This window comes from Pseudomonas sp. UME65 (genome assembly GCF_014170225.1).
GTDB lineage: Bacteria > Pseudomonadota > Gammaproteobacteria > Pseudomonadales > Pseudomonadaceae > Aquipseudomonas > Aquipseudomonas protegens.
The window spans coordinates 261,091-286,459 of record NZ_LZZQ01000014.1 but is presented as its reverse complement, the minus strand read 5'-3'; the positions used below and the strand labels follow the sequence as shown (position 1 = coordinate 286,459).

General features: G+C 63.2%; 25 protein-coding genes and 1 riboswitch. Of the genes, 19 read left to right on the top strand and 6 right to left on the bottom strand.

Annotated elements, in window-relative coordinates; genetic code table 11:
- Positions 1 to 50 precede the first annotated feature (50 nt).
- The 7 genes from A9971_RS21385 (at position 51) to A9971_RS21355 (ending at position 8,277) form a co-directional block, all read left to right on the top strand.
- The gene (locus A9971_RS21385; protein ID WP_011062713.1) at positions 51 to 773 is read left to right on the top strand and encodes a response regulator transcription factor; all 723 of its coding nucleotides are present in this window, start codon (positions 51 to 53) and stop codon (positions 771 to 773) included.
- Positions 760 to 2,115, top strand: coding sequence for a sensor histidine kinase (locus A9971_RS21380; RefSeq protein ID WP_011062712.1), 1,356 nt, complete (start codon positions 760 to 762; stop codon positions 2,113 to 2,115). Before A9971_RS21385 ends, A9971_RS21380 begins: the two co-directional genes overlap by 14 nt.
- Positions 2,116 to 2,232: 117 nt before the next feature.
- Entirely contained in the window at positions 2,233 to 3,135 is a 903-nt protein-coding gene (cysM, locus tag A9971_RS21375; RefSeq protein WP_011062711.1) for a cysteine synthase CysM, read from the top strand.
- Entirely contained in the window at positions 3,135 to 4,487 is a 1,353-nt protein-coding gene (rlmD, locus tag A9971_RS21370; RefSeq protein ID WP_182999974.1) for a 23S rRNA (uracil(1939)-C(5))-methyltransferase RlmD, read from the top strand. Before cysM ends, rlmD begins: the two co-directional genes overlap by 1 nt.
- 122 nt (positions 4,488 to 4,609) lie before the next feature.
- Positions 4,610 to 6,853 carry a GTP diphosphokinase gene (gene relA / locus A9971_RS21365; protein WP_065365418.1) on the top strand — a complete coding sequence of 748 codons (2,244 nt, stop codon included), beginning with the start codon at positions 4,610 to 4,612 and terminating at the stop codon, positions 6,851 to 6,853.
- A gap of 24 nt (positions 6,854 to 6,877) precedes the next feature.
- A complete protein-coding gene (gene mazG, locus A9971_RS21360; RefSeq protein WP_182999973.1) occupies positions 6,878 to 7,711 on the top strand; it encodes a nucleoside triphosphate pyrophosphohydrolase in 834 nt (277 codons plus the stop codon).
- Between the two features lie 26 nt (positions 7,712 to 7,737).
- Positions 7,738 to 8,277 (top strand): DUF2058 domain-containing protein, encoded by a 540-nt coding sequence (locus A9971_RS21355; RefSeq protein ID WP_011062707.1) that lies wholly within the window; start codon positions 7,738 to 7,740, stop codon positions 8,275 to 8,277.
- Positions 8,278 to 8,378: 101 nt separating this feature from the next.
- Here the strand turns inward: A9971_RS21355 and A9971_RS21350 are convergent, their stop codons facing one another.
- The 4 genes from A9971_RS21350 to purM form a co-directional block, all read right to left on the bottom strand.
- Positions 8,379 to 8,567: a hypothetical protein gene (locus tag A9971_RS21350; RefSeq protein ID WP_011062706.1), complete on the bottom strand. Its 189-nt coding sequence runs from the start codon at positions 8,565 to 8,567 to the stop codon at positions 8,379 to 8,381.
- Between the two features lie 284 nt (positions 8,568 to 8,851).
- A complete protein-coding gene (locus tag A9971_RS21345) occupies positions 8,852 to 9,565 on the bottom strand; it encodes a DUF3108 domain-containing protein (protein ID WP_011062705.1) in 714 nt (237 codons plus the stop codon).
- 8 nt (positions 9,566 to 9,573) lie between these two features.
- Positions 9,574 to 10,224, bottom strand: coding sequence for a phosphoribosylglycinamide formyltransferase (gene purN, locus A9971_RS21340; protein ID WP_015636646.1), 651 nt, complete (start codon positions 10,222 to 10,224; stop codon positions 9,574 to 9,576).
- Between the two features lie 11 nt (positions 10,225 to 10,235).
- On the bottom strand, positions 10,236 to 11,294 hold the full coding sequence (purM, locus tag A9971_RS21335; RefSeq protein WP_011062703.1) for a phosphoribosylformylglycinamidine cyclo-ligase: 1,059 nt from the start codon (positions 11,292 to 11,294) through the stop codon (positions 10,236 to 10,238).
- Between the two features lie 370 nt (positions 11,295 to 11,664).
- Here purM and A9971_RS21330 point away from each other — a divergent pair, with 370 nt between their 5' ends.
- The 6 genes from A9971_RS21330 (at position 11,665) to A9971_RS21305 (ending at position 16,954) form a co-directional block, all read left to right on the top strand.
- Positions 11,665 to 12,705: a DUF2066 domain-containing protein gene (locus A9971_RS21330; RefSeq protein WP_077934627.1), complete on the top strand. Its 1,041-nt coding sequence runs from the start codon at positions 11,665 to 11,667 to the stop codon at positions 12,703 to 12,705.
- A gap of 37 nt (positions 12,706 to 12,742) precedes the next feature.
- Positions 12,743 to 13,816: an AI-2E family transporter gene (locus A9971_RS21325; protein ID WP_011062701.1), complete on the top strand. Its 1,074-nt coding sequence runs from the start codon at positions 12,743 to 12,745 to the stop codon at positions 13,814 to 13,816.
- Positions 13,817 to 14,023: 207 nt separating this feature from the next.
- Positions 14,024 to 14,728, top strand: a complete 705-nt coding sequence (gene hda, locus A9971_RS21320; RefSeq protein WP_007898944.1) for a DnaA regulatory inactivator Hda — start codon at positions 14,024 to 14,026, stop codon at positions 14,726 to 14,728.
- Positions 14,729 to 14,951: 223 nt separating this feature from the next.
- A complete protein-coding gene (locus tag A9971_RS21315; protein WP_015636644.1) occupies positions 14,952 to 15,572 on the top strand; it encodes a C40 family peptidase in 621 nt (206 codons plus the stop codon).
- Positions 15,573 to 15,736: 164 nt separating this feature from the next.
- Complete coding sequence (locus A9971_RS21310) at positions 15,737 to 16,270, top strand: C40 family peptidase (RefSeq protein ID WP_011062699.1); 534 nt, start codon at positions 15,737 to 15,739, stop codon at positions 16,268 to 16,270.
- A gap of 21 nt (positions 16,271 to 16,291) precedes the next feature.
- Complete coding sequence (locus tag A9971_RS21305) at positions 16,292 to 16,954, top strand: class I SAM-dependent methyltransferase (RefSeq protein WP_182999972.1); 663 nt, start codon at positions 16,292 to 16,294, stop codon at positions 16,952 to 16,954.
- Between the two features lie 2 nt (positions 16,955 to 16,956).
- Here A9971_RS21305 and A9971_RS21300 read toward each other — a convergent pair whose 3' ends face one another.
- The gene (locus tag A9971_RS21300; protein ID WP_123472873.1) at positions 16,957 to 18,276 is read right to left on the bottom strand and encodes a sorbosone dehydrogenase family protein; all 1,320 of its coding nucleotides are present in this window, start codon (positions 18,274 to 18,276) and stop codon (positions 16,957 to 16,959) included.
- Positions 18,277 to 18,346: 70 nt separating this feature from the next.
- A complete protein-coding gene (locus A9971_RS21295) occupies positions 18,347 to 18,928 on the bottom strand; it encodes a hypothetical protein (protein ID WP_182999971.1) in 582 nt (193 codons plus the stop codon).
- A gap of 171 nt (positions 18,929 to 19,099) precedes the next feature.
- Positions 19,100 to 19,333: riboswitch (cobalamin riboswitch) on the top strand.
- 80 nt (positions 19,334 to 19,413) lie between these two features.
- On the opposite strand from A9971_RS21295, the gene cobO reads away from it, so the two are divergent.
- The 6 genes from cobO to A9971_RS21265 are packed head-to-tail and all read left to right on the top strand — an operon-like array spanning position 19,414 to position 25,357.
- On the top strand, positions 19,414 to 20,025 hold the full coding sequence (gene cobO / locus A9971_RS21290; RefSeq protein ID WP_182999970.1) for a cob(I)yrinic acid a,c-diamide adenosyltransferase: 612 nt from the start codon (positions 19,414 to 19,416) through the stop codon (positions 20,023 to 20,025).
- 10 nt (positions 20,026 to 20,035) lie between these two features.
- Positions 20,036 to 21,376, top strand: a complete 1,341-nt coding sequence (locus A9971_RS21285) for a cobyrinate a,c-diamide synthase (protein ID WP_011062694.1) — start codon at positions 20,036 to 20,038, stop codon at positions 21,374 to 21,376.
- Positions 21,369 to 22,019, top strand: coding sequence for a 5,6-dimethylbenzimidazole synthase (gene bluB / locus A9971_RS21280; RefSeq protein ID WP_011062693.1), 651 nt, complete (start codon positions 21,369 to 21,371; stop codon positions 22,017 to 22,019). The genes A9971_RS21285 and bluB overlap by 8 nt, the downstream gene beginning before the upstream one ends.
- A complete protein-coding gene (cbiB, locus tag A9971_RS21275) occupies positions 22,016 to 22,924 on the top strand; it encodes an adenosylcobinamide-phosphate synthase CbiB (RefSeq protein WP_015636637.1) in 909 nt (302 codons plus the stop codon). The genes bluB and cbiB overlap by 4 nt, the downstream gene beginning before the upstream one ends.
- Complete coding sequence (gene cobD, locus A9971_RS21270; protein ID WP_011062691.1) at positions 22,917 to 23,909, top strand: threonine-phosphate decarboxylase CobD; 993 nt, start codon at positions 22,917 to 22,919, stop codon at positions 23,907 to 23,909. The genes cbiB and cobD overlap by 8 nt, the downstream gene beginning before the upstream one ends.
- Positions 23,906 to 25,357, top strand: coding sequence for a cobyric acid synthase (locus A9971_RS21265; protein WP_053153254.1), 1,452 nt, complete (start codon positions 23,906 to 23,908; stop codon positions 25,355 to 25,357). Before cobD ends, A9971_RS21265 begins: the two co-directional genes overlap by 4 nt.
- Positions 25,358 to 25,369: the final 12 nt, after the last annotated feature.

Below are 25,369 nucleotides of genomic sequence, written 5' to 3'. Positions count from 1 at the left end.
TCCGGGCAATCTTGAATAATCGCCCAACTGAGAATCACTTGCAGAAGTCAATGACTCCCGTATCTGTTGAGCCACCACGTATTCTGACCATTGAAGATGACCCGGTGCTGGGTGCCTATGTGCGCGAGCAACTGGAGCATTGTGGCTTTGCCGTGACCTGGTGCCAGAACGGCCCGGAAGGGCTGGGCATTGCCCGGCGCCGACCTTTCGATGTGGTGCTGCTGGATATCCTGTTGCCCGGAATGGATGGCCTGGAAGTGCTCACGCACTTTCGCCAGAGCCATTCCACGCCGGTGCTGCTGATGTCCGCCCTGGGAGCGGAAGCCGACCGAATCAGCGGTTTCCGCCTGGGGGCCGACGATTACCTGCCCAAGCCATTCAGCATGGCCGAGCTGCGTGTGCGCATCGAGGCCATCCTGCGCCGGGTCGCCCTGGACCGGCGACCGATGCCGCCGGTACCCGTCAGCCTGGCCCAGAGCCTGCGCTTCGACGATGAGCGCAGCGACGTGTTCTTTGCCGAGCAATGGGCCGGCCTGACCCGCAGTGAATACCGCCTGCTGGATACCTTGCACCGCAATGGCGACGAGGTGTTGAGCAAGGCCTTCCTTTATCAGCATGTACTGCAACGCGGTTATGCGGCCCACGACCGCAGCCTGGACATGCATGTCAGCCAGATCCGCCGCAAGCTCAAGGCGCTGGGCTACAGCGAGCGTGAGCTGCGAACCGTGTGGGGCAAGGGTTATGTGCTGAGCGCCTTAGATGAACTGGTCTGATCTGCCGGGGCGGCATTCGCTGTTCTGGAAGCTGGCGTGCCTGTTGGTAGCTTTCTGCCTGTTGATGATCTGGCTGAGCTGGTCCTGGGGGCGTTATGTGGAGCAGAAGAACCTCTACCTCTCCGATGAGGCCAGAGCCACCTTGGGCAGCTACGCCCGCGAGGCCGAGCAGGCCTGGAAGGGCGGCCAGAGTGCCGGTGTCGATGCCTGGATCCAGCAGATCGCCAGCCGCGAGAAAACCTGGATCGGCGTGATTGGCAGTGACCTGCAATCCCTGAGCAGCTACCCGTTGACGCCGGCGGAGGCCCAGCGTCTGACCTTCCTGCGCGGTGCCGACTGGCCGGTGAGCCGGCACGCCCGGGGCCTGCCGTGGCTGAAAGTACCCTTTCCCGAGGATCCGTCCCTGGGCAGCCTGGTGATCGAGTTGCCGCAACGTTTCATGCCGGGGCGCTACCGGGTGTTCTGGCAGGTGATCACCAATGGGGTGATTCCCGGGCTATTCACCTTGTTGCTGTGTGTCGGCCTGTATCGCTTGCTAGTGGTGCCGCTGAACCAGTTGCGCGAGCAGGCCAACGCCTGGCGGGCGGAGCAGTTGAACGTGCGGCTGTCCAGTGAAACCACCCAGCGTCGGGACGAGCTGGGCGAACTGGGACGGGCGTTCGATCAGATGTCCGAACGTCTGCAGAGTACCGTGGCGGTGCAGCAGCAGTTGTTGCGGGACCTGTCCCACGAGTTGCGCACCCCCCTGAGCCGCCTGCGCGTGGCCTGCGATGGCGAGCGTGATCTTGCCGCGCTGCGCGAGCGCTTGGCGCGGGAGGTCGACGGCATGCAGCGCCTGGTGGAGGACAGCCTGCAACTGGCCTGGCTGGACACCGAGCGTGCGCCACTGCCGCAAGAGCAGATCCAGGTCCAGGCGTTGTGGGAGATGCTCAGCGAAAATGCCTGCTTCGAGAGTGGCTGGTCCGCGCAGCAGCTGCGTTGCGAGCTGGAGGCCGATTGCTGGGTTCGCGGGCACCTCAATACCCTGGCCCAGGCCCTGGAAAACATCCTGCGCAACGCTATTCGGCATTCTCCGGCCGGAGCACGGGTCAGCCTCGGAGGCCAGCGCGACGGCAAGTACTGGCACCTGTGGCTGGATGACGAAGGGCCGGGGGTGGCTGAAGAGGATCTGGAAAGGATCTTCGCCCCCTTCACTCGTCTGGATGGGTCGCGACCGGGGGATGGCGGTTTCGGCCTGGGCCTGAGCATCGCCCGCAATGCCGTAGGGCGTCAGGGTGGGCAGTTGTGGGCGCAGAACCTGGCCCAGGGCTTGCGCATCCACGTGCGCCTGCTGGCGGCCTGAGGCTTGCCCTGGGCTGCCTTATTCCAATAAGCCATAAGGCTCGCACTTTGCGTGATATGGCGCTCGGTCGTTTGCCGGTATGATAGGCGCCCCCGCAGTCTGGATTGCGAATACGCCATGACCTTGCAGTACCCAACCATCGCCGATTGCGTCGGCAACACCCCCCTGGTCCGCCTGCAGCGCCTGCCCGGCGCCACCAGCAATACCCTGCTGCTAAAGCTCGAGGGCAACAACCCGGCGGGTTCGGTCAAGGACCGTCCGGCACTGTCGATGATCACCCGCGCCGAGTTGCGCGGGCAGATCCAGGCCGGCGATACCCTGATCGAAGCGACCTCGGGCAATACCGGCATCGCCCTGGCCATGGCTGCGGCGATCAAGGGCTACAAGATGATCCTGATCATGCCCGACAACTCCAGCGCCGAGCGCAAGGCGGCCATGACCGCCTACGGCGCCGAGCTGATTCTGGTCAGCCAGGAAGAAGGCATGGAAGGCGCCCGTGACCTGGCCGAGCGGATGCAGGCCGAAGGCCGCGGCAAGGTGCTCGACCAGTTCGCCAACGGCGACAACCCTGAGGCCCACTACAGCGGCACGGGCCCGGAAATCTGGCGCCAGACCCAGGGCAGCATTACTCACTTCATCAGCTCGATGGGCACCACCGGCACCATCATGGGCACCTCGCGTTACCTGAAGGAGCAGAACCCGGCGGTGCAGATCGTCGGTCTGCAGCCGATGGAAGGCTCGGCCATTCCCGGCATTCGCCGCTGGCCCGAGCAATACCTGCCGAAGATCTACCAGGCCAGTCGGGTCGACCGGATCGTCGACATGGCCCAGAGCGAGGCCGAAGACGTGACTCGGCGCCTGGCCCGTGAAGAAGGGATCTTCTGTGGCGTCTCTTCCGGCGGTGCGGTGGCAGCGATGCTGCGCCTGTCCCGGGAAGTGGAAAACGCGGTCATGGTCGCGATCATCTGCGACCGTGGCGATCGTTACCTGTCGACCGGCATTTTCGATGCGCCCAATTGATGGCTAAGCACGATAGAGGCCTGCGCTTCCAGCCGGCGGGCGGTAGCCGGGCGCCGCAGATTCCAGTGGGCAAGAAACAGCGTTTGACGATTCAGCGTCTGGCCAACGACGGCCGTGGCATTGCCTTTGTCGAAGGGCGTACCTGGTTTGTCAGCGGTGCCCTGGCCGGTGAAGAAGTCGAAGCTCGGGTGTTGGGCAGCCACGGCAAAGTGGTGGAGGCCCGTGCCGAGCGCATCTTCAACGCCAGTGATCTGCGTCGCCCGGCGGCCTGTGCCCATGCCGGGCGTTGCGGCGGTTGCAGTGTCCAGCATTTGCCCCATGACGAACAGCTTGCCCTGAAACAGCGCATGCTCGCCGAGCAGTTGTCCAAGGTCGCGGGTGTCGAGCCCGAGGCCTGGGCCGCCCCCTTGAGCGGTCCCGAGTTCGGCTATCGGCGCCGCGCCCGGGTGGCGGTGCGCTGGGACGCCAAGGGCAAGCAACTTGAGGTGGGTTTTCGCGCTGCCGGTAGCCAGGACATTGTCGCCATCGACGATTGCCCGGTGCTGGTACAGGCCTTGCAACCTGTCATGAACCGTTTGCCCGCCATGCTGCGACGCTTGAGCAAGCCTCAGGCATTGGGGCATGTGGAGTTGTTCAGCGGTTCGGCCCTGGCGGTGCTTTTGCGCCACATGGCGCCGTTGTCCGACAGCGACCTGACGATCCTCAAGGACTTCTGCGATTTCCATCAGGCGCAATTGTGGCTGCACGGTGAAGGCGAGCCGCAACCCTTTGATCCATCGCAGGCTCTGGGCTACCGCCTGGAGACCTGGGACCTGCACCTGGCGTATCGGCCGGGTGACTTCGTCCAGGTCAATGCGGGAGTCAATGAAGCGATGGTCGCCCAGGCCCTGGAGTGGCTGGCGCCGCAATCTGATGAGCGGGTGCTGGACCTGTTTTGCGGCCTGGGCAACTTCGCGTTGCCGCTGGCCCGGCAAGTGCGGGAAGTGGTGGCAGTGGAAGGCGTGGCGACCATGGTGGCGCGCGCCGCGGAGAATGCCGCCAGCAACAATTTGCATAACACGCGCTTTTTTCAAGCCGATTTATCCCAACCTCTGAGCGCTGCCGAGTGGGCTGATGAAGGCTTTTCTGCGGTACTCTTGGACCCACCCCGCGACGGTGCTTTCGAGGTGGTCCGCCAGTTGGCGACCCTGGGTGCCAAGCGGTTGGTGTACGTGTCATGCAATCCGGCAACTTTGGCTCGTGACACGGTCGAACTGATCAAGCAGGGCTATAGATTAAAACGTGCCGGGATCCTCGATATGTTTCCTCAGACGGCGCATGTCGAGGCCATGGCGTTATTTGAAGCGAGCTAGGATGGCTTGTCTAATCCGACTGGTCTTTCGGGAGTGGCGCGCTGGCCCTGCGAGCCGCACCCGAGCGTTGAAGGTCAGCGATTTGACGCATTGAATGTGCGTCGTAGGGAAGGTAAAGCAAGATGGTACAGGTGAGAGCGCACCAGCCGATCAACACCGACGGCAGTATCAATCTCGAGGCATGGCTCGATCATACGGTCAGCGTCGACATGGCACTGGACCGTGAAGCCTTGAAAGAAGCCTGCGAGTTCGCCCGCGAGGCGGAACTGCAGCACATAGCAACGAAGAATCTCAGCCCCGAGGACGTGTCGAGTTTCAGCACGGGCCTGGAGATCGCCGAGATCCTCGCCGATCTCAAGCTGGATCAGGACTCCCTGGTTGCCGCGGTGCTCTACCGGGGTGTCCGCGAGGGCCAGATCCAGTTGCCGGCGGTCAGCCAGCGGTTTGGTCCGGTGGTCACCAAGCTGATCGATGGCGTGCTGCGCATGGCGGCCATTACCGCCAGCCTCAGCCCCCGCCAGTCCCTGGTGTTGGGCACCCAGGCCCAGGTGGAAAACCTGCGCAAGATGCTGGTGGCCATGGTGGATGACGTGCGGGTTGCACTGATCAAGCTGGCCGAGCGTACCTGTGCGATTCGAGCGGTAAAAGGCGCCGACGAAGAGAAGCGCAACCGGGTTGCCCGGGAAGTCTTCGACATCTACGCACCCCTGGCTCACCGCCTGGGTATCGGGCATATCAAGTGGGAGCTGGAAGACCTGTCCTTCCGTTACCTGGAGCCCGAGCAGTACAAGCAGATCGCCAAGCTGCTGCATGAGCGGCGCCTGGATCGCGAGCGTTTCATCAGCGACGTGATGAACCAGCTGCAGAACGAACTGAAGGCCACCGGGGTCAACGCCGACATCAGTGGGCGGGCCAAGCACATCTATTCCATCTGGCGCAAAATGCAGCGCAAGGGCCTGGAGTTCAGCCAGATCTACGACGTGCGCGCGGTGCGGGTGCTGGTGCCGGAAATGCGTGATTGCTACACCGCGCTGGGCATCGTGCATACCCTGTGGCGGCACATCCCCAAAGAGTTCGACGACTACATCGCCAACCCCAAGGAGAACGGCTACCGCTCGTTGCACACGGCGGTGATCGGCCCTGAGGGCAAGGTGCTGGAAGTGCAGATCCGTACCCACGCCATGCACGAAGAGGCGGAGCTGGGGGTTTGCGCGCACTGGAAGTACAAGGGCACCGACGTCAAGTCCGGCTCCAACCATTACGAAGAGAAAATCTCCTGGTTGCGCCAGGTGCTCGAATGGCACGAGGAACTGGGGGATATCGGCGGTCTGGCCGAACAGCTGCGGGTGGATATCGAACCGGACCGGGTGTACATCTTCACCCCCGACGGTCACGCCATCGACCTGCCCAAGGGCGCCACGCCGCTGGATTTCGCCTACCGGGTGCACACCGAGATCGGCCACAACTGCCGGGGCGCGAAGATCAACGGGCGCATCGTGCCGCTCAACTACAGCCTGCAGACCGGCGAGCAGGTGGAGATCATCACCAGCAAGCACGGCACGCCGAGTCGCGACTGGCTGAACCCGAACCTGGGCTATGTCACCACGTCCCGGGCGCGGGCGAAGATCGTCCACTGGTTCAAGCTCCAGGCCCGCGATCAGAACGTCGCCGCCGGCAAGACCCTGCTGGAACGCGAACTGAGCCGACTCGGCCTGCCACAGGTGGATTTCGACAAGCTGGCCGAGAAGGCCAACATGAAGATCGCCGAGGACATGTTCGCCGCCCTGGGCGCGGGGGACCTGCGCCTGGCGCAACTGGTCAACCTGGCCCAGCAATTGGTGGAGCCGGAGCGGGGCAACGAGCAACTGGAGTTGATTCCGCGCAAGGCTGCCGGCTACAAGCCGGGCAAGCGTGGCGACATCCAGATCCAGGGCGTGGGCAACCTGATGACCCAGATGGCCGGCTGCTGCCAGCCATTGCCGGGGGATGCGATCGTCGGCTACATCACCCAGGGCCGCGGCGTGAGCATTCACCGCCAGGACTGCGCCTCGGTGCTGCAACTGGCAGGGCGCGAGCCGGAGCGGATCATCCAGGTCAGCTGGGGGCCGGTGCCGGTGCTGACCTATCCGGTGGATATCATCATCCGTGCCTACGACCGTTCCGGCCTGCTGCGTGATGTGTCCCAGGTGCTGCTCAACGAGCGGATCAACGTACTAGCGGTCAACACCCGCTCGAACAAGGAGGACAACACCGCGTTGATGTCCCTGACTATCGAGATCCCGGGGCTGGACGCGTTGGGTCGCCTGTTGGGGCGGATTTCCCAGTTGCCTAACATCATCGAGACCCGGCGCAACCGGACCCCCTGATGCCTGTATGAAATGGATGAACTGATGTACAGCCTTGAAGACCTGCTCCACCTCATGGCGCGCCTGCGTGACCCGCAGTACGGCTGCCCGTGGGACATCAAGCAGAACTACGCCAGCATCGTCCCCCATACCCTGGAAGAGGCCTATGAAGTGGTCGACGCCATCGAGCGCGGCGACTTCGACCACTTGCAGGGCGAACTGGGGGACCTGCTGTTCCAGGTGGTGTACTACAGCCAGCTGGCCCGGGAGGAGGGGCGTTTCGAGTTCGACGCGGTGGTGGACGGCATCACGCGCAAGCTGATCCGCCGGCATCCCCATGTATTTCCCACCGGGGACCTGTACGCGCCGCTGGACATCCCGCGGCTCGATGAAGACCAGGTCAAGGAGCGTTGGGAGCAGATCAAGGCCGAGGAGCGCGCGGAGAAGTCCGAGGCTCCCCAGCAGTTGTCCCTGCTCGATGATGTGCCGGTGGCCTTGCCGGCCTTGTCCCGCGCCGCCAAGTTGCAAAAGCGTGCGGCCCAGGTCGGTTTCGACTGGCCCGAAGCCCTGCCGGTGGTGGACAAGGTTCGTGAAGAACTGGATGAAGTGCTGGAAGCCATGGCCGACAACGATGCGGCGGCGATCACCGATGAAATCGGCGATTTGCTGTTTGTCGTGGTCAACCTGGCCCGGCACCTCAAGGTCGACCCGGAAACCGCCCTGCGCGGTGCCAACGCCAAGTTCGACCGACGCTTCCGATTTATCGAGCAGGCATTGCGCGACACTGCCCGTCCCATGGAAGATTGCACCCTCGAAGAGTTGGATGCCCTGTGGGGCGAAGCCAAACGTCAGGAAAAGAATTTGCCCAGCTGCGGCTGAGGCCGTTGCCTAAGTGAGTAAGCACCATGAGCCTTTCCCTTCGCGACCAGTTGCTCAAAGCAGGGCTGGTCAACCAAAAGCAGGCCAAGCAGGTCAGCAAAGACAAGCAGAAGCAGCAGCGCCTGGCCCACAAAGGCCAGATCGAACTCGATGACTCCCAGCAGCGTGCGGCCCAGGAAGCCATGGCCGAGAAGGTCAAGCGCGACCAGGAGCTCAACCGTCAGCAACAGGAAAAGGCCGAGCAGAAAGCCCGTGCGGCGCAGGTCAAGCAGCTGATCGAAGTGTCGCGGCTGCCCAAGCTGAACACCGAGGACTACTACAACTTCGTCGACGACAAGAAGGTCAAGCGCCTGTCGGTGAATACCCTCATGCGCAACAAGCTGAGCAGCGGCTCCCTGGCCATCGTCCACCATGGCGGCGGCTACGAGGTGATTCCGCGGGAAGCCGCGCTGAAGATCCAGGAGCGCGACCCGCGCCGAATCGTGCAGCTCAATACGCCCACCGAGGCGCCGGATGAAGATGATCCGTACGCGGCCTACCAGATCCCCGACGATCTGATGTGGTAAGCCTTGAATAACGACAAACCCCGCTCATGGCGGGGTTTGTCGTTTGTGGGGGAGGCCGTTGATCCGCGTGGAGATCCCGGCACTCCGGCACTGAGGTCGAGTCAGGAGCTCTGGGGCGCGCGGTTCTGCTCGAGTTTTTCCAATTCAGCCTTGTAGCTGTGGGCGTCGCTCTCGGAGTGGAACATGCCCACCAGCATGTCTTGTTGATGTACATCCCAGATCCGTACACCCGCGGCTACGCCTTCATGGGACATATGTGAATCGTCGCGTTCAGTTACTTTTACAGTCATCTGCTAGCTCCAATCTCTGTTGATCTGCAGCAAGGCGTGTGCAGGACTCTGTTATATATTTTGTTAGCTTGCTAAGTAAATTGCCTGGCGCTGCAACAAACCTTTGCAGAATCGAAGAAAATCCTGCAGCCCGCGTAAACCGTGACATTTCGCCGCAGGGCGTACCGCTTCATGACAAAAGTTTCATCTTCGAGGGCTTGTGCCGGGGCTTGCTGTGCGGGCGAGGAACCAAATCCCGGGCAAAAAAAAGCCCCGCTTTCGCGAGGCTTCGTGACTGCTGCGGCTCAGCTGCCTTTGACCGTCTTGCCGTCAACGGTGCCGTTGAGGAGCATGATGTTGTACTCCTTGCCGTCGGTTTCCACCTGTTGCAGACGCACCAGCAGGTAATCCCAGTCCTTGGCGAACCACATCACGGTGATGCGTTTGCTCTGTGTCGGGTCGCGAACGCGCTCGACCTTGATCGCATCGATCTGGCCAGCCTTGGTGTCAACCTTCTCCGAGCCCAGGACACGGAAGTCATAGGTGTCGACTTCACCGCCGTCGACCACTTGATAGCTCATGGTCTTCTTGCCGGCTGCCACATCGTGCTGCAGGGCCAGCTGGTAGGTGGATTTATCCACCATGCCGGTGTTCAGCGGCAGCTTGACCGCATCACCACGGTCGGTGCCGGTGACCATCTTGGCTTTCCAGTCGAAATCCAGGTCGGCTTTCTTGGCTTTGCCCAGACCGCCACGCTCGAAGCGATAGGACTGGGGCACCAGGGTGTCCTTGTCCAGGGTCAGGGTGCTTTCCTCGCTCAGGCTGGCAATCATCATCGATGCCTTGAAGCTGAGTTTCCACGCACCATTGGCGGTTTTTTCCAGGCTGCGTTCAGCAGTGCCGCTCATGGGCAGTTGCTTCCAGTCGGCGGTGTAGCTGGCGGAGAACGGATGAAGGTCTGCCGCCTGCACAGCCGGCAGGGCGAACAGAGCGCAAGCGAAGAGCAGGGCGCGACGCATAAAATCTCCTAGGTTCGAATCAAATAGCCGCTGGCGGCCAGTAATTGACCATCCAGTAAAGCACCCTGATCGCCGAGCGTCAGCCGACCTTCGGCAAACCAGCGTACGGCCATGGGGTAAATCCGGTGTTCCTGGACGTGCACTCGCTGCGCCAGGCTCTGCGGCGAGTCGTGCAACTCTACCGGGATCACAGCCTGTACGACCAGAGGGCCGCCATCGAGTTCCTCGGTGACGAAGTGCACGCTGCAGCCATGCTCCGTATCTCCGGCCTCCAGCGCACGCTGATGAGTGTGTAACCCTTTGTATTTCGGGAGCAGCGAGGGGTGGATATTCAGCAGCCGGCCCTGGTAGTGGCGGACGAACCCGGCGCTGAGAATACGCATGAATCCGGCCAGGACCACCAGTTTGGGTTGGAAGGTATCGATCAGCTCGATCAGCCCCTGATCGAAGGCCTCCCGGCCTTCGAAGGCGGTGTGATCGAGGAAGCGGGTAGCGATACCCGCTTCCTTGGCGCGCTGCAGGCCATAGGCGTCAGCGCGGTTGGAGATCACGGCGGCGATGCGCACCGGGCTGTCGCCGGTGTGCACGCTGTCGATCAAGGCTTGCAGGTTACTGCCGGTGCCGGACAACAGCACCACAACATCACAGGTCGGCGACATCCGCTCTTGCATCAGTGAGCCTTGAGGTTCTTCAGCTCGACCTGGGCCGCGCCTTCGGCTGCGGTGGCGATCTGGCCGATGACCCATGGCTGCTCGCCCGCCTCGCGCAGGACCTTCAGGGCGTTCTCGACCTGATCCTGGGCCACGCAGATGACCATGCCCACGCCGCAGTTCAGCACGCGGTGCATTTCGTGCTCGTCGACGTTGCCTTTTTCCTGCAGCCAGTCGAAGACCGCCGGGCGCTGCCAGCTCGCCACGTCGACCACGGCCTGGGCGCCTTTAGGCAGCACACGCGGGATGTTGTCCAGCAGGCCGCCACCGGTGATGTGGGCCATGGCCTTGACCGCGCCGGTGTCCTTGATCAGCTTCAGCAGTGGCTTGACGTAGATGCGGGTCGGCGCCATCAGCAGGTCGGTCAGTGGTTTGCCGTCCAGCTGGATGCTTTCGATGTCGGCGCCGGAGACTTCGATGATCTTGCGGATCAGCGAGTAGCCATTGGAGTGCGGGCCGGAGGAGGGCAGGGCCAGCAGGGCATCGCCGGCGGCAACTTTCGAGCCGTCGATGATCTCGGCCTTTTCCACCACGCCTACGCAGAAGCCGGCCAGGTCGTAGTCTTCGCCTTCGTACATGCCGGGCATTTCAGCGGTTTCGCCGCCCACCAGGGAGCAGCCGGACAGCTCGCAGCCAGCGCCGATGCCGGTTACCACTTGGGCTGCGGTATCGACGTTGAGCTTGCCGGTGGCGTAGTAGTCGAGGAAGAACAGCGGTTCGGCGCCGCAGACCACCAGGTCGTTGACGCACATGGCCACCAGGTCGATGCCGATGCTGTCGTGCTTGTTCAGGTTCAGGGCCAGGCGCAGCTTGGTGCCGACGCCGTCAGTGCCGGAGACCAGCACCGGTTGCTTGTAGCCGGCCGGGATTTCGCAGAGGGCGCCGAAACCGCCCAGGCCGCCCATGACTTCCGGGCGCGCAGTGCGCTTGGCGACGCTCTTGATGCGTTCGACCAATGCTTCACCGGCGTCGATGTCTACACCGGCGTCTTTGTAGCTCAGGGAGGGTTGCTTGCTCATGATCCAGGCCTTTAGGGGGGATTCAGGGGTATCGACCGAACCAGTGAGACTGCCGGAAACACAGGAAAAGCGTTTCAGGGTGCCCAGCTGATGCCGGTCTGCGAAGGCGCGCGATTTTATCAGGCTTGAGGGGCAGCGGCCATCCTCGGGCCGACGGGGAGAGGCATATCCTGTTAAAAAAACCGCGATTGGTCGTGTTGGTGCTCCTGCCCATGCCTGTATAAGGTATAGCGCTCAAGTGGCTATCGTTATGACAGCGCGAAAACTATCGGGCGCCGGGTGAATGTTTTGCCCAGGCTTGTGGTCACAGCCTTGCTCGCCGCGGTTCAAGTGCGCTGTTTCAATCGTTTTCTGTCGTCGGGAATCTTCCATGCGTCTGGGTAAATTTCTGTTTGTGGGCTGTTTGTCATTGGTCAGCCTGGCGAGTCATGCCGAAACCCTCAATGGCCTGTATCAAGTGCGTGAGCCTGTGAGCAGCCAGTCGCCCGAAGAGCGCGACCAGGCCACGCAACGGGCCCTGGAAACCCTGGTGCTGCGCCTCACTGGCGACGCCAAGGCCGCCCAGGGGCCAGGGCTGGCGGCGATCCGCAAGGACCCGCAGCAGATCATCAGTCAGTACGGCTACGACGCCGGCCCGCCGGAAAGCCTGCAGGTGGATTTCGATCCGGTCACCACCGATCGCGCCCTGCGTCAGGCCGGGCTATCGCTCTGGGGCAACAACCGGCCGTCGATCATCGGCTGGTGGCTGAGTGATTCCACCGAAGGCTCGAGCCTGGTGGGTGATGGCCAGGCCAGCGCGGCGCCCTTGCGGCGTGCGGCTCAACATCGTGGCTTGCCCCTGCGCCTGCCGCTGGGGGATCTGAACGAGCAGATCGTCGCCACGGCGCCGAATCTTGAAGGTTCCGATCCGGCGCCGCTGCGTGAAGCCTCCGAGCGTTACGGTGCTGATGCGTTGCTGGCGGTACATGCCCGGGAAGAAGGTGGCCAATGGCAAGCCAAGTGGCGGCTGTGGCTGGGCGATCAGAAGGAGCAGGGCACTGTCCAGGGCGCCGATACCGCGGCCCTGGCCGATGGGGTGTTGCTGGCGGTGAGCCAGCGTCTGGCGCCCCGTTTCGTCACTCGTCCTGGTGCTTCCAGCGAGCAGTTGCTGGAAGTGCAGGGCATGACTCTGGAGCATTACGCGGCCCTTGGGCACTTGCTGGAGCCTTTTGGTGCGCAGTTGCAGAGCGTTGACGGTGATCGGATCGTCTATCGCGTCAACGGCAGTGCGGAGCAGCTGCGGGCGCAACTGTCGCTGGCCAAGCTGCAAGAGATTCCGGCGGGTGAAGCGCCTGCGCCGCAAGCTCCTGTACAAGGCGCTGAAGGGGCCGCCCCGGTGGCGCCGCAGGCCCAACTGCGTTTTCGTTGGTAGCAGATTGTTTCCTTCTATATAGAAGCTGGAGAGGTATATGGCTGATACGCGTCGTTGGGTCTGGTTGGGTGTCGTGCTCCTGGCCTGCGGGTTCGTCTACCTGCTGCACCCGATCCTCAGTCCGTTCCTGGTGGCGCTGTTGCTGGCCTACCTGTTCGATCCGCTGGTGGACCGGCTGGAGCAATGGGGGTTGTCGCGGACCTGGGGCGTGGTGGCGGTATTCGCCCTGTTCACCCTGATCGTCATGACCCTGCTGCTGGTGCTGGTGCCCATGCTGGCCAAGCAGTTGGTGCGGCTCTATGAACTGGCGCCGCAGATGCTCGATTGGGTCCAGCACAGCGCCATGCCCTGGGTGCAGTCCAAGCTCGGTCTGGCGGACGGCTTCTGGAAGTTCGACAAGGTCAAGGCGGCCATCAGCGAGCACATGGGCCAGACCACCGATATCGTCGGCGTGGTGCTGAGCCAGGCAACGGCTTCGGGCCTGGCGCTGATTGGCTGGCTGGCCAATCTGGTGCTGATCCCGGTGGTCAGCTTCTATCTGCTGCGGGACTGGGACTTGATGATGGCCAAGATCCGCAGCCTGTTGCCACGCAGCCGCGAAGAGCAGGTGGTGTCTCTGGCCGGGGAGTGCCATGAAGTGCTGGGGGCTTTTGTTCGCGGGCAATTGCTGGTGATGCTGGCTCTCGGGGTGATCTACGCCGCGGGCCTGATGCTGGTGGGGCTGGAGCTGGGGCTGTTGATCGGTCTGATTGCCGGTCTGGCGGCAATCGTGCCGTATATGGGCTTTGTCATCGGCATTGGCGCGGCGCTGATTGCCGGGCTGTTCCAGTTCGGTGGCGACCTCTATCCGATGATCGGCATTGTCGCGGTATTCATGGTGGGGCAAGCCCTTGAGGGCATGGTGCTGACGCCGTTGCTGGTGGGCGATCGCATCGGCCTGCACCCGGTGGCGGTGATCTTTGCCATTCTTGCCGGCGGCGAACTGTTCGGTTTTACCGGGGTGCTGCTGGCGCTGCCGGTGGCAGCGGTGATCATGGTGCTGGTGCGCCATGTGCATGATCTGTACAAGGATTCGGATCTCTACAGCGGTGCTGAAGACCCCGAGTTGTAAAGGGGCGCGCGGGCCTTCGTGACGGTTGGCGGCGCTTGGCCGGCCGTCACGGTAGCTGTCAAGGAGCGCCCTTCGATTGCGTTTGGCTGTCGCAAACCTTTGATTTTGCTTGTGGTCTGCTGCATTGTGCGCTCGGCGTCACGGGTATAAACTTTGCAAACTTTACACAGAGGCCACTAACGGTTCCTTTGGAACTGTTCAGTCAGCATGAAACCGATTCAGCTGCCCCTAGGTGTGCGTCTGCGTGATGACGCCACCTTCATCAACTACTACCCAGGCGCCAATGCCGCAGCACTCGGCTACGTCGAGCGCCTCTGCGAAGCCGACGCCGGCTGGACCGAAAGCCTGATCTACCTCTGGGGCAAGGATGGCGTGGGCCGCACGCACTTGCTGCAGGCCGCGTGCCTGCGTTTCGAGCAGTTGGGGGAGCCGGCGGTGTATCTGCCGCTGGCGGAGCTTCTGGATCGCGGTATCGAGATTCTCGACAACCTGGAACAGTATGAGCTGGTCTGCCTGGATGACCTGCAGGCTGTGGCTGGCAAGGCGGATTGGGAAGAAGCGCTGTTTCATCTGTTCAACCGCTTGCGCGACAGTGGTCGGCGCCTGTTGATCGCGGCCTCGACCTCGCCTCGCGAGTTGCCGGTGAAGCTGGCGGATTTGAAGTCTCGCCTGACCCTGGCACTGATCTTTCAGATGCGCCCGCTCTCCGACGAAGACAAATTGCGTGCCTTGCAGCTAAGGGCATCCCGCCGGGGGCTGCATCTGACCGACGAGGTCGGGCATTTCATCCTGACCCGCGGTACCCGCAGCATGAGTGCCCTGTTCGAGCTTCTCGAGCGCCTCGACCAGGCTTCGTTGCAGGCCCAGCGCAAGCTGACCATCCCTTTTCTGAAAGAGACTCTGGGCTGGTAAAGACAAGGCTTCCAGGGCTTTCGGGGGCGACCTTCGGCATATTCCAGGCGCCAGAAAACGCACCTTTGGAAGGGTTTCCAGAGGTGGGCGGACTTAAAATGGGCTTAAAGCCTTAGATGTACGGAAGAAACTCATAAGTCACATTCTGATCGATTGAATTTGCAAATGAGGGCGATAGAAGGCATAGTCGCGTCTTCTTTTATTTCAAGCCACGGTCGTGCCCATGCTAAATCGCTTCGCACCCCTCGTGCCTCTCGCACTCGTCACCCTGTTGTTTGGTTGCGCCTCCCACACTCCGGTGTCCCAGCAGCAACCTGTCCAGCAGGCTCAAGTCTCCGTCAAAAACCAGTCTTCCGCTGTTTATCAGGAAGAGCTGGCAACTGAAAAGGAACTGGCAGAGTTCTCTGACAGCAAGCCTTACCAGTTGCCAGTTCTGGCTGACAGCATCCTCGAGCGCGGCATGTCCCTGATCGGTACCCGTTACCGTTTCGGCGGTACCTCGGAAGCCGGCTTCGATTGCAGCGGTTTCATCGGTTATCTGTTTCGTGAAGAGGCGGGCATGAACCTGCCGCGTTCCACTCGCGAAATGATCAACGTGAAAGCGCCTCTGGTAGCGCGCAACAATCTCAAACCGGGTGATCTGCTGTTCTTCAGCACCAACGGCCGTGGGCGCGTCAGCCACGCAGGTATCTACCTGGGCGATGACCAGTTCATCCACTCCAGCAGCCGTCGCAGTGGCGGTGTGCGGGTCGACAGCCTGGGCGATAGCTACTGGAGCAAGACCTTCATCGAAGCCAAGCGCGCACTTGCCATGGCTCCAACCGTGGTCACTGCACGCAAATAAGCGGACTATTTGTAGGGCGAAGTTAAAGTCTTACTTGAAGTTTGGCGTGTAGGCGCTAGAATCCTGATCTATTGTTGAAACTAACCGCGTAAGCCTTGCTTACGCGGTTTTGTTTTCAGTGCCACGGCAGAGAAAGCCGCATCCCGATCAGGATTGTCCAGCTTATGTCGACCTCAGCCCGTTTTGCTCTTATTGCCCTCGCAGCGCTGCTCAGCGCCTGTGCCAGCCGTACCCCGCCGCCTGCGCCTGTGGTGCGTGCTCCGGTGTTCAACTCCTCCCAAACCTTCTCTCCGGTTGCCGAAGACGTGCTGTTCCGCGCCCTTGGGCTGGTGGGCACGCCTTATCGCTGGGGCGGCAACACCCCGGATTCCGGTTTCGACTGCAGTGGCCTGATCGGTTACGTCTACCGCGATGCGGCGGGTATTTCCCTGCCGCGTTCAACCCGGGAAATGATCGGCATGCAGGCGCCGGACGTGGGCAAGAACGCGCTGCAGACCGGCGATCTGATCTTCTTCGCCACCAATGGCGGCTCCCAGGTCAGCCATGCGGGCATCTACGTGGGGGAAGGGCGCTTCGTGCATGCGCCGGCTACCGGCGGCACGGTGAAGCTCGACAGCCTGTCCAAGGCCTATTGGCAGAAGGCCTACCTGAGCGCGAAGCGCGTCCTGCAGCCAGAACACCTGGCGCGCAATCCCTAATCTTCTCTGGTCGAGGTGCCTGTGACCGCTCGGACGCTGAACCTCGACGATGCCCTCTACCATTACCTGCTGGACGTTTCCCTGCGTGAAACGCCCCTGCTGCGTCGTCTGCGGGATGAAACCCAGGCAATGCCCACCGCCCGTTGGCAGGTGGCGCCCGAGCAGGGCCAGTTCCTCGCGTTGCTGGTGAAGTTGACCGGCGCCCGTCGCGTGCTGGAGGTCGGCACCTTCACCGGCTACAGCGCCCTGTGCATAGCCCAGGCGCTGCCTGAAGACGGTTCTCTGATCTGCTGCGACATTCCCGGCGACTACAACGCTACGGCCCTGCGCTACTGGCAGGAGGCGGGGGTGGGCCAGCGCATCGAACTGCGCCTGGCCCCGGCCCTGGATACCCTGGCCAGCCTGGAGCGAGCGGGGCAGCTTGGCTGTTTCGACCTGATCTTCATCGATGCCGACAAGGCCAACTACCCGGCCTACCTGGAGGTCGCGCTGGGCCTGCTGCGCGTTGGCGGGCTGCTGGTGTTCGATAACACCCTGTGGAGCGGGCGCGTGCTGGAGACCGATTCCCTGAGCGAGGATACCCGAGCCATCCAGGCGCTCAATCGCGCCTTGAAGGATGACTCGCGTATCGATCTGTCGCTGCTGCCGCTGGGAGATGGTCTGACGCTGTGCCGCAAGCGTTGAGCCTAGGGGGCTTTGGCGGCGGAGACTCGCCAGATCTTGTTGCCGACATCGTCGGCCACCAATAACCCGCCTTGCTGGTCGATCACCACTCCGACCGGGCGTCCCATGGCCTTCTCGTCGGCATTGAGAAAGCCGCTAAGCACATCGATCGGCGCTCCATTGGGCTTGCCGGCGCTGAATGGCACGAAAATCACCTTGTAGCCGCTATGGGGTTTGCGGTTCCAGGAACCGTGCTGGCCGATGAAGGCGCCTTCGGTGAAGGGGGCGGGGAGCTTGCTGCCGTCGGCGAAGGTCAGCCCCAGCGACGCGGTGTGCGGGCCTACCGCGTAGTCCGGGGCGATGGCCTTGGCCACCAGGTCGAGATTCTGCGGCTCGACCCGTACATCCACATGTTGCCCGTAGTAGCTGAAGGGCCAGCCATAGAACGCGCCATCCTTGACCGAGGTGATGTAGTCCGGCACCAGGTCGCTGCCGATTTCGTCCCGCTCGTTGACTGCGGTCCAGAGTGCGCCGCTGGCCGGCTCCCAGGCCAGGCCATTGGGGTTGCGCAGGCCGGTGGCGAACAGGCGGTGCTGGCCGCTTTCACGGTCCACCTCCCAGATCGCCGCTCGGCCTTGCTCCTTGTCCAGGCCGTTTTCGCCGACGTTGCTGTTGGAGCCCACGGTGACGTAGAGCTTGCTGCCGTCCTTGCTGGCGCTAACGTTCTTGGTCCAGTGATGGTTGAGGGTGCCGCCGGGCAGGTCGACCACCTTGGTGGCGGCTGCGCTGATCTGGGTGTCGCCGCTCTGATAGGGAAAGCGCAGTAGCTTGTCGGTATCGGCCACATACAGGTCATTGCCCACCAGGGTCATGCCAAAGGGCGAATTGAGGTTCTCCAGAAACACTGTGCGGGTCTCCGCCACACCATCGTGATCCTGGTCCCTTAGCAGGGTGATGCGGTTGGCGCTGGGCACGGCCGCCCCGGCACGGCCCATGATCTTGCCGGCGATCCAGCCGCGAATGCCCTGGCTGTCATCCGGTTTGGGCGGGGCGTTGGTTTCCGCCACCAGCACATCGCCATTGGGCAGGACGTAGAGCCAGCGTGGATGGTCGAGGTTCTCGGCGAAAGCCTTGACCTGGGTGCCGGCCGCGGCCTGGGGTTTTGCACCTTGCGGCCAGCCGATGGCGGGGGCGATGTTGACCGTGGGGATCAGCGTCGGGTTAGGTTCTGGCAGCTTGGGGTTGGGGCCGGTGCCGTCGGATACCTGCAGGCTGGAAGTTTCGCCGCAGGCGGCGAGGCCGGCGGCGATGGCGATCAGTAGGCTGTGCTGAAGCTTGAGCATGCGAATTTCCCTATGAGTGCACGGACGTCGTAGTCATAGAGAAGCATAGCCAGTCGATGGTTCCGCCCGATCAGCGGGCCTCCTTGAAGAGCACGGCGACGCCCGGGTGGTAGTGGCCGGCCTCGTTGTGCAGCTTGCGATAGGCATAGGGGAAGTACCAGGCCACGGCGCAGCAGTGCTCCTTCTGCAGTTCGTCGAGCATGTCCTGGAGCTCTTCCGGCGTAGCGCTGTGCTGGGATTTTTGTGGGGCAACGAACAGGCAACCCAGTCTCAGGTCGCTGGCGTAGCTGATCTTTCTTGCATCCTGGGCAACGTCCAGCAGTGTCTGGGTCAGGTTCAGGCTGTTGACCCTTGGCCAGCGCTGGGTGGCGTGTATGTAGGCGCGCTCTTCCTTGGTGGCCAGGTACAGGTCGGTGCGGGCGTTGCGCGCACCTTCTTCCTGCTGTTTCCTGCTGGGGCTGTGTTCCAGGCTGACCATCTCGGCCATCCAGGCCGCCGCGCTGAGCAGCCCGAGATTGGCCTGCTCGTCGAACCAGTAGGGCGTTTCGTTATCGCCGCGAACCGCGTTGTAGCGATCGATGCAATCGAACCAGCGTTCCAGCATCGGGCGCAGGAATTCCAGCTTCGGATTGCTGATGATCATGCCTTGCATCGAACTTACCCCTTATTGTTGTGTGGTTGGCGCCGGGGGCGCTGAAAAGTGGCTATTTGATATCATTGCTCTGAGTGTGGCACAAGATTGGCGTCAGTTTATTGATGCAGTGCAGTTTTGTGCCGGGGGCGACGGCCGGCTTTAATTGACGCTCCACCCCCAACCCTCTAACCTTCGCGACTTGTTTCAGGTGCTCTGTGGCCGGTGGCCGACAGAGTGAAACAGGGAAGCCGGTCAGGGTCTGTTCCAATGATGGAGCCGACGACGATTCCGGCGCTGCCCCCGCAACGGTAGATGAGTCAAGACTGCGCCTGACGCCACTGTGTCAATGACACGGGAAGGCGCGCAGTCCGGCAGCCATGCCGCTCATGAGCCCGGAGACCGGCCTGATCCATCCAACGGCATCACGGTGGGCGATGCCAGGCTAGCGCCGTCTGTTCCTTTTCCCTGCCCCCCGTTCCCCAGCCCCAACGGAGAGCTGCCCCATGAGTGAATCCCCCGATCGTGACGAGCGCCATCTGGCGCGCATGTTGCGCAAAAAAGCCGTGATCGATGAACGCATTGCCAACTCGCCCAACGAATGCGGCCTGCTGCTGGTATTGACCGGCAACGGCAAGGGCAAGAGCAGCTCGGCCTTCGGCATGCTCGCGCGGTCCATGGGCCACGGTATTCAGTGTGGCGTGGTGCAGTTCATCAAGGGGCGTAACAGCACCGGCGAAGAACTGTTCTTCAGGCGTTTCCCCGAGCAGGTGCGCTTTCACGTGATGGGCGAAGGCTTTACCTGGGAAACCCAGGATCGCCAGCGCGATATCGCTGCGGCTGAAGCCGCCTGGGCGGTTTCCAGGGAGTTGCTGAGCAACGCGGATATTGGCCTGGTGGTGCTCGACGAGCTGAACATTGCCCTCAAGCACGGCTACCTGGACCTGGATCAGGTGCTCAGTGACCTGCAGGCCCGTCCGCCCATGCAGCATGTGGTAGTGACCGGTCGCGGCGCCAAGCCGGAGATGATCGAGCTGGCCGATACTGTGACCGAGATGGGCATGGTCAAGCACGCCTTCCAGGCCGGGATCAAGGCGCAGAAAGGTGTCGAGCTGTGAGCGTGAATTCATGACTGATGTTCGTCATTGCCCGGCAGTGCTGATCGCCGCACCGGCTTCCGGCCAGGGCAAGACCACGGTGACCGCGGCCCTGGCCCGCTTGCACCGCAACCGGGGGCGCAAGGTCCGGGTCTTCAAGTGCGGCCCGGATTTCCTCGACCCGATGATTCTTGAGCGCGCCAGTGGTGCCGCGGTGTACCAGTTGGACATGTGGATGGTGGGCGAGCAGGAAAGCCGCCGTCTGCTCTGGGAGGCGGCGGGAGAGGCCGACCTGATTCTGATCGAGGGGGTCATGGGCCTGTTCGATGGCACCCCTTCCAGCGCCGATCTGGCGCGGCATTTCGGCGTGCCGGTGCTGGGGGTGATCGATGGCACCGCCATGGCCCAGACCTTCGGCGCCCTGGCTCTGGGCCTGGCGCGCTACCAGCCGGACCTGCCGTTTGCCGGGGTGTTGGCCAACCGGGTTGGTACCCTGCGCCATGCGCAGTTGCTGGAAGGCAGCCTGACGGAAGGCTTGCGCTGGTATGGCGCCTTGTCCCGGGAAACCGATATCGAGCTGCCCAGCCGCCATCTGGGGCTGGTGCAGGCCAGCGAGCTGAATGATCTGGACCTGCGCCTGGATGCCGCCGCCGAGGCCCTGGCCAGCAGTTGCCAGGTGGAACTGCCGCCAGCGGTGAGTTTTGCTGCACCCACGCCGGTGGCTTGCGCGCCACTGCTCAAGGGCGTGCGGATTGCCGTGGCGCGGGACGAGGCGTTTGCCTTCACCTATGGCGCCAGCCTCGATCTGTTGCGAGCCATGGGGGCGCAGTTGAGCTTCTTCTCGCCGATCCACGATACCCAGCTGCCCGACGCGGACAGCCTGTACCTGCCCGGCGGCTATCCCGAATTGCACCATCAGGCCCTGGCCCGCAACAGCAGCATGCTGCAGGCCATTCGTGCCCATCACGCGGCCGGCAAGCCGCTGCTCGCCGAGTGCGGCGGCATGCTCTACCTGCTGGACTCCCTGACCGATGTCGAAGGCCAGCGTGCCGAGCTCCTGGGCCTGCTGCCCGGAGATGCGGTAATGCAGAAGCGCCTGGCGGCACTGGCCTTGCAAGCGGTGGATTTGCCCGAAGGCAGTCTGCGCGGCCACACCTATCACCATTCCCTGACCAGCACCGAGCTGCTGCCCATCGCTCGTGGGCTCAGCCCCAACGGCGGGCGCGGCGCGGAAGCGGTGTATCGCCAGGGGCGGATGACGGCCTCTTACGTGCACTTCTATTTCCCGTCCAATCCGGCGGCGGTGGCGGCGTTGTTTGCGCCGGGCGCGCCTGTTGAGCCGGTTTTAGCCGAGGGCGTGGCGGGTGAGTGAGCAGGGGTTCTCTGAGGCGCAGCGCGAGGGGGTCTATCGGGCCATCGCTGAGCGCCGCGACATGCGTCATTTCGCGGGTGGCAGTGTCGAGCCGGCAGTGCTGCGGCGCTTGCTGGAAGCAGCGCATCAGGCGCCCAGTGTCGGGTTGATGCAGCCCTGGCGTTTTATTCGCATCAGCGACCGCCTGTTGCGCAAGCACATCCAGCAGTTGGTGGAGGCGGAGCGGGTGCGCACCGCCCAAGCCCTGGGTGAGCGTTCCGACGAGTTCATGAAGCTCAAGGTCGAAGGCATCAGCGATTGTGCCGAGGTGCTGGTGGCCGCCTTGATGGATGACCGCGAACGACACATCTTCGGCCGTCGGACCCTGCCGGAGATGGACCTGGCGTCCCTGTCCTGCGCCATCCAGAACCTGTGGCTGGCGGCCCGCAGCGAAGGCCTGGGAATGGGGTGGGTGTCTTTGTTCGATCCTCAGGCCCTGGCCGATCTGCTGGGGCTGCCGGCAGGTGCCAAGCCCGTGGCCGTGCTGTGCCTGGGCCCGGTCACCGAATTCTACCCGGCGCCGATGCTGGCACTGGAAGGCTGGGCGCAACCGCGGCCGCTGAGTGAGTTGTTGTATGAGAATTACTGGGGAGTGAGTCAATGAGTGTGGCCTTGCTGAGTGTCGCCGGGGTCGCGCTGGATGCGCTGCTGGGCGAACCCAGGCGCTGGCATCCGCTGGTGGCGTTCGGCCGTGTGGCCGATCGTATCGAGCAACGTTTCAACTCCGCCGGCCGTGGCTGGCGCAGCCATGGCGTCACCGCCTGGGTGCTGGCGGTGGTGCCCCTGACCCTGGTGGCCACAGCGCTGTCCTGGTTGCCCTACGTCGGCTGGCTGGTGGAAATCCTGGCGTTGTACTGCGCCTTGGGCCTGCGCAGCCTCGGCGAGCATGTGGAGCCGGTGGCCCAGGCGTTGCGCAGTGACGATCTGGAAGAAGCGCGCCGCCGGGTGGGGTTTCTGGTGAGTCGCCAGACCAGCGAGCTGGACGCCACCGAAGTGGCCCGCGCGGCCACCGAATCGGTGCTGGAAAACGGCAGCGACGCGGTGTTCGCCGCGCTGTTCTGGTTTGCCGTGGCCGGCGCGCCCGGGGTGGTGCTCTACCGTCTGAGCAATACCCTGGATGCGATGTGGGGCTACCGCAACGAGCGCTTCGAACGTTTTGGCTGGGCTGCGGCGAAGATTGACGACCTGCTCAATTACATTCCCGCGCGCCTGGTGGCCCTGACTTACGCCTTGCTGGGCAAGACCCGGCTGGCACTCAAGTGCTGGCACCGCCAGGGCCCGACCTGGGACAGCCCGAATGCTGGCCCGGTGATGGCGGCCGGGGCGGGCGCCCTGGGAGTGGAACTGGGTGGCGCAGCGATTTATCACGGTGAGCTGCATCAGCGCCCGCAACTGGGTGAAGGCGAGCCGGCCAGTGCCGGTTCCATTGATCGTGGCTGGCAGCTGGTGCAGCGGGGTGTCTGGCTGTGGCTGCTGATTCTTTGCCTGGGGGCTGAATTCTATGCTTGAGCACGGCGGACGACTGCGCAAGGCGGCCGAGCAATACGGGATTGCCGAAGATGCCTGGCTGGACTTGTCCAGCGGGTTGGCGCCCTGGCCGTTTCCCCTGCCGCCCATTGCGCTGCGTGCCTGGGCGCGCCTGCCGGAAACCGATGACGGACTGGAACAGGCGGCCCGCGAATACTATGGCGCCAGTGAAGTGCTGCCGGTGGCCGGCTCCCAGGCAGCAATCCAGTTGCTTCCGCGCTTGCGTCGAGCGGGCAAGGTCGGTGTGCTGTCGCCCTGTTATGCCGAGCATGCCGAAGCCTGGCGCCGCAGCGGCTACCGGGTACGCGAAGTGCTGGAGCAGGAAGTGGATTTCTTCCTCGACAGCCTCGATGTGCTGGTGGTGGTCAACCCGAACAACCCTACCGGACTGAGCCTGACCCCGGAGCGCCTGCTGGACTGGCACGCGCGCCTGGCTCAGCGTGGTGGCTGGCTGGTGGTGGATGAAGCCTTCATGGACAACACCCCGCACCTGAGCCTGGCCCGCCACGCCCATCAGGTGGGGCTGATTGTGTTGCGTTCGTTCGGCAAGTTCTTTGGCCTGGCCGGAGTACGCCTGGGTTTTGTCCTGGCCGAGCGCCGGCTGCTCAAACTGCTGGCGGAGCAGGTCGGACCCTGGGCAGTCAGCGGGCCGACCCGGGTGGTGGGGCAGGCCTGCCTGCGCGATACCCAGGGGCACGCCCGGCAAAGGTTGCGCAGCGAAGCGGCGAGCGAGCGTCTGGTTGAAGTCCTCGAGCGCCATGGTCTCAAGCCCCAGGGCGGTTGCGCGCTGTTTCAGTGGCTGATCAGTGCCGAGGCCGAATCGCTTTATCACTTCATGGCGCGCCGCGGCATTCTCCTGCGGCTGTTCACTCATAACAGCAGCCTGCGCTTCGGCCTGCCCGCCGAGGAGGCCGATTGGGATCGCCTGGAACAGGCGCTGCAGGCCTATCGCAAGGAATATCCATGAGCACTCTGATGGTTCAAGGCACCACCTCGGATGCCGGCAAGAGCACCCTGGTGACGGCCCTGTGCCGTTGGCTGCGGCGCCAGGGTGTCAGCGTGGTGCCGTTCAAGCCCCAGAACATGGCCCTCAACAGTGCGGTGACTGCCGATGGCGGCGAGATCGGCAGGGCCCAGGCCGTCCAGGCCCAGGCGGCCAATCTGGCGCCCCACACCGACATGAACCCGGTGCTGCTCAAGCCCAACAGCGATACCGGCTCTCAGGTAATCATTCACGGCCGCGCCGTGACCAGCATGAACGCCGTGGCCTATCACGACTACAAGGCCATCGCCATGCAGGCCGTACTGGCTTCCCATGAGCGCCTGAAAAGCGCTTATCAGGTGGTGATGGTGGAAGGCGCCGGCTCGCCGGCGGAGATCAACCTGCGGGCCGGCGATATTGCCAACATGGGCTTTGCCGAGGCGGTGGACTGCCCGGTGCTGCTGATCGCCGACATCAACCGCGGTGGGGTCTTCGCCCATTTGGTGGGCACCCTGGAACTGCTGTCTCCCAGTGAGCAGGCTCGGGTAAAGGGCTTCATCATCAACCGCTTTCGTGGCGACCTGGCGTTGCTGCAACCGGGCCTGGACTGGCTGGAGGCCCGCACCGGCAAGCCGGTGATCGGCGTGCTGCCCTATGTCCTGGACCTGCACCTGGAAGCCGAGGACGGTATCGACCAACGCCAGGTGGGCAAGGTCGAACAGTTGCTCAAGGTGGTGGTGCCGGTGCTGCCGCGCATCAGCAATCACACGGATTTCGATCCGTTGCGCCTGCATCCTCAGGTCGACTTGCAATTCATCGGCCCCGGCCAGGCGATTCCTGCTGCCGATCTGATCATCCTCCCCGGCTCGAAAAGCGTACGGGGCGATCTGGCCTACCTGCGCAGCAACGGCTGGGATCGGGCGATTGCCCGCCACCTGCGCTACGGCGGCAAAGTGCTGGGCATCTGCGGTGGCCTGCAAATGCTTGGCGAGCAGGTGCATGACCCGCTCGGGCTCGAAGGCGCTGCGGGCTCCAGCCCCGGCCTGGGCCTGCTGGCATTTGAAACCGTGCTCGAAGAAGAGAAACAGCTGCGTAACGTCAGCGGTCGCCTGAGCCTGGAGAATGCCGCGGTCAGTGGTTATGAAATTCACGCCGGGGTCACTCGCGGGCCGGCCCTGGAGCTGGCCGCCGTGCAACTGGACGACGGTCGCAGCGATGGCGCCTGCAGCGCCGACGGGCAGATCCTCGGCACCTACCTGCACGGTCTGTTCGAAACCCCTGCGGCCTGCAGTGCGCTGTTGCGCTGGGCCGGGCTCGAAGCGGTGCAGGAGGTGGATTACCACGCCTTGCGTGAACGCGATATCGAGCGTCTGGCAGACCTGGTGGAGCATCACCTGGACACCGCTGCACTGCGTCGGCTCTGTGGCCTTTGAGCGCTCAACCCA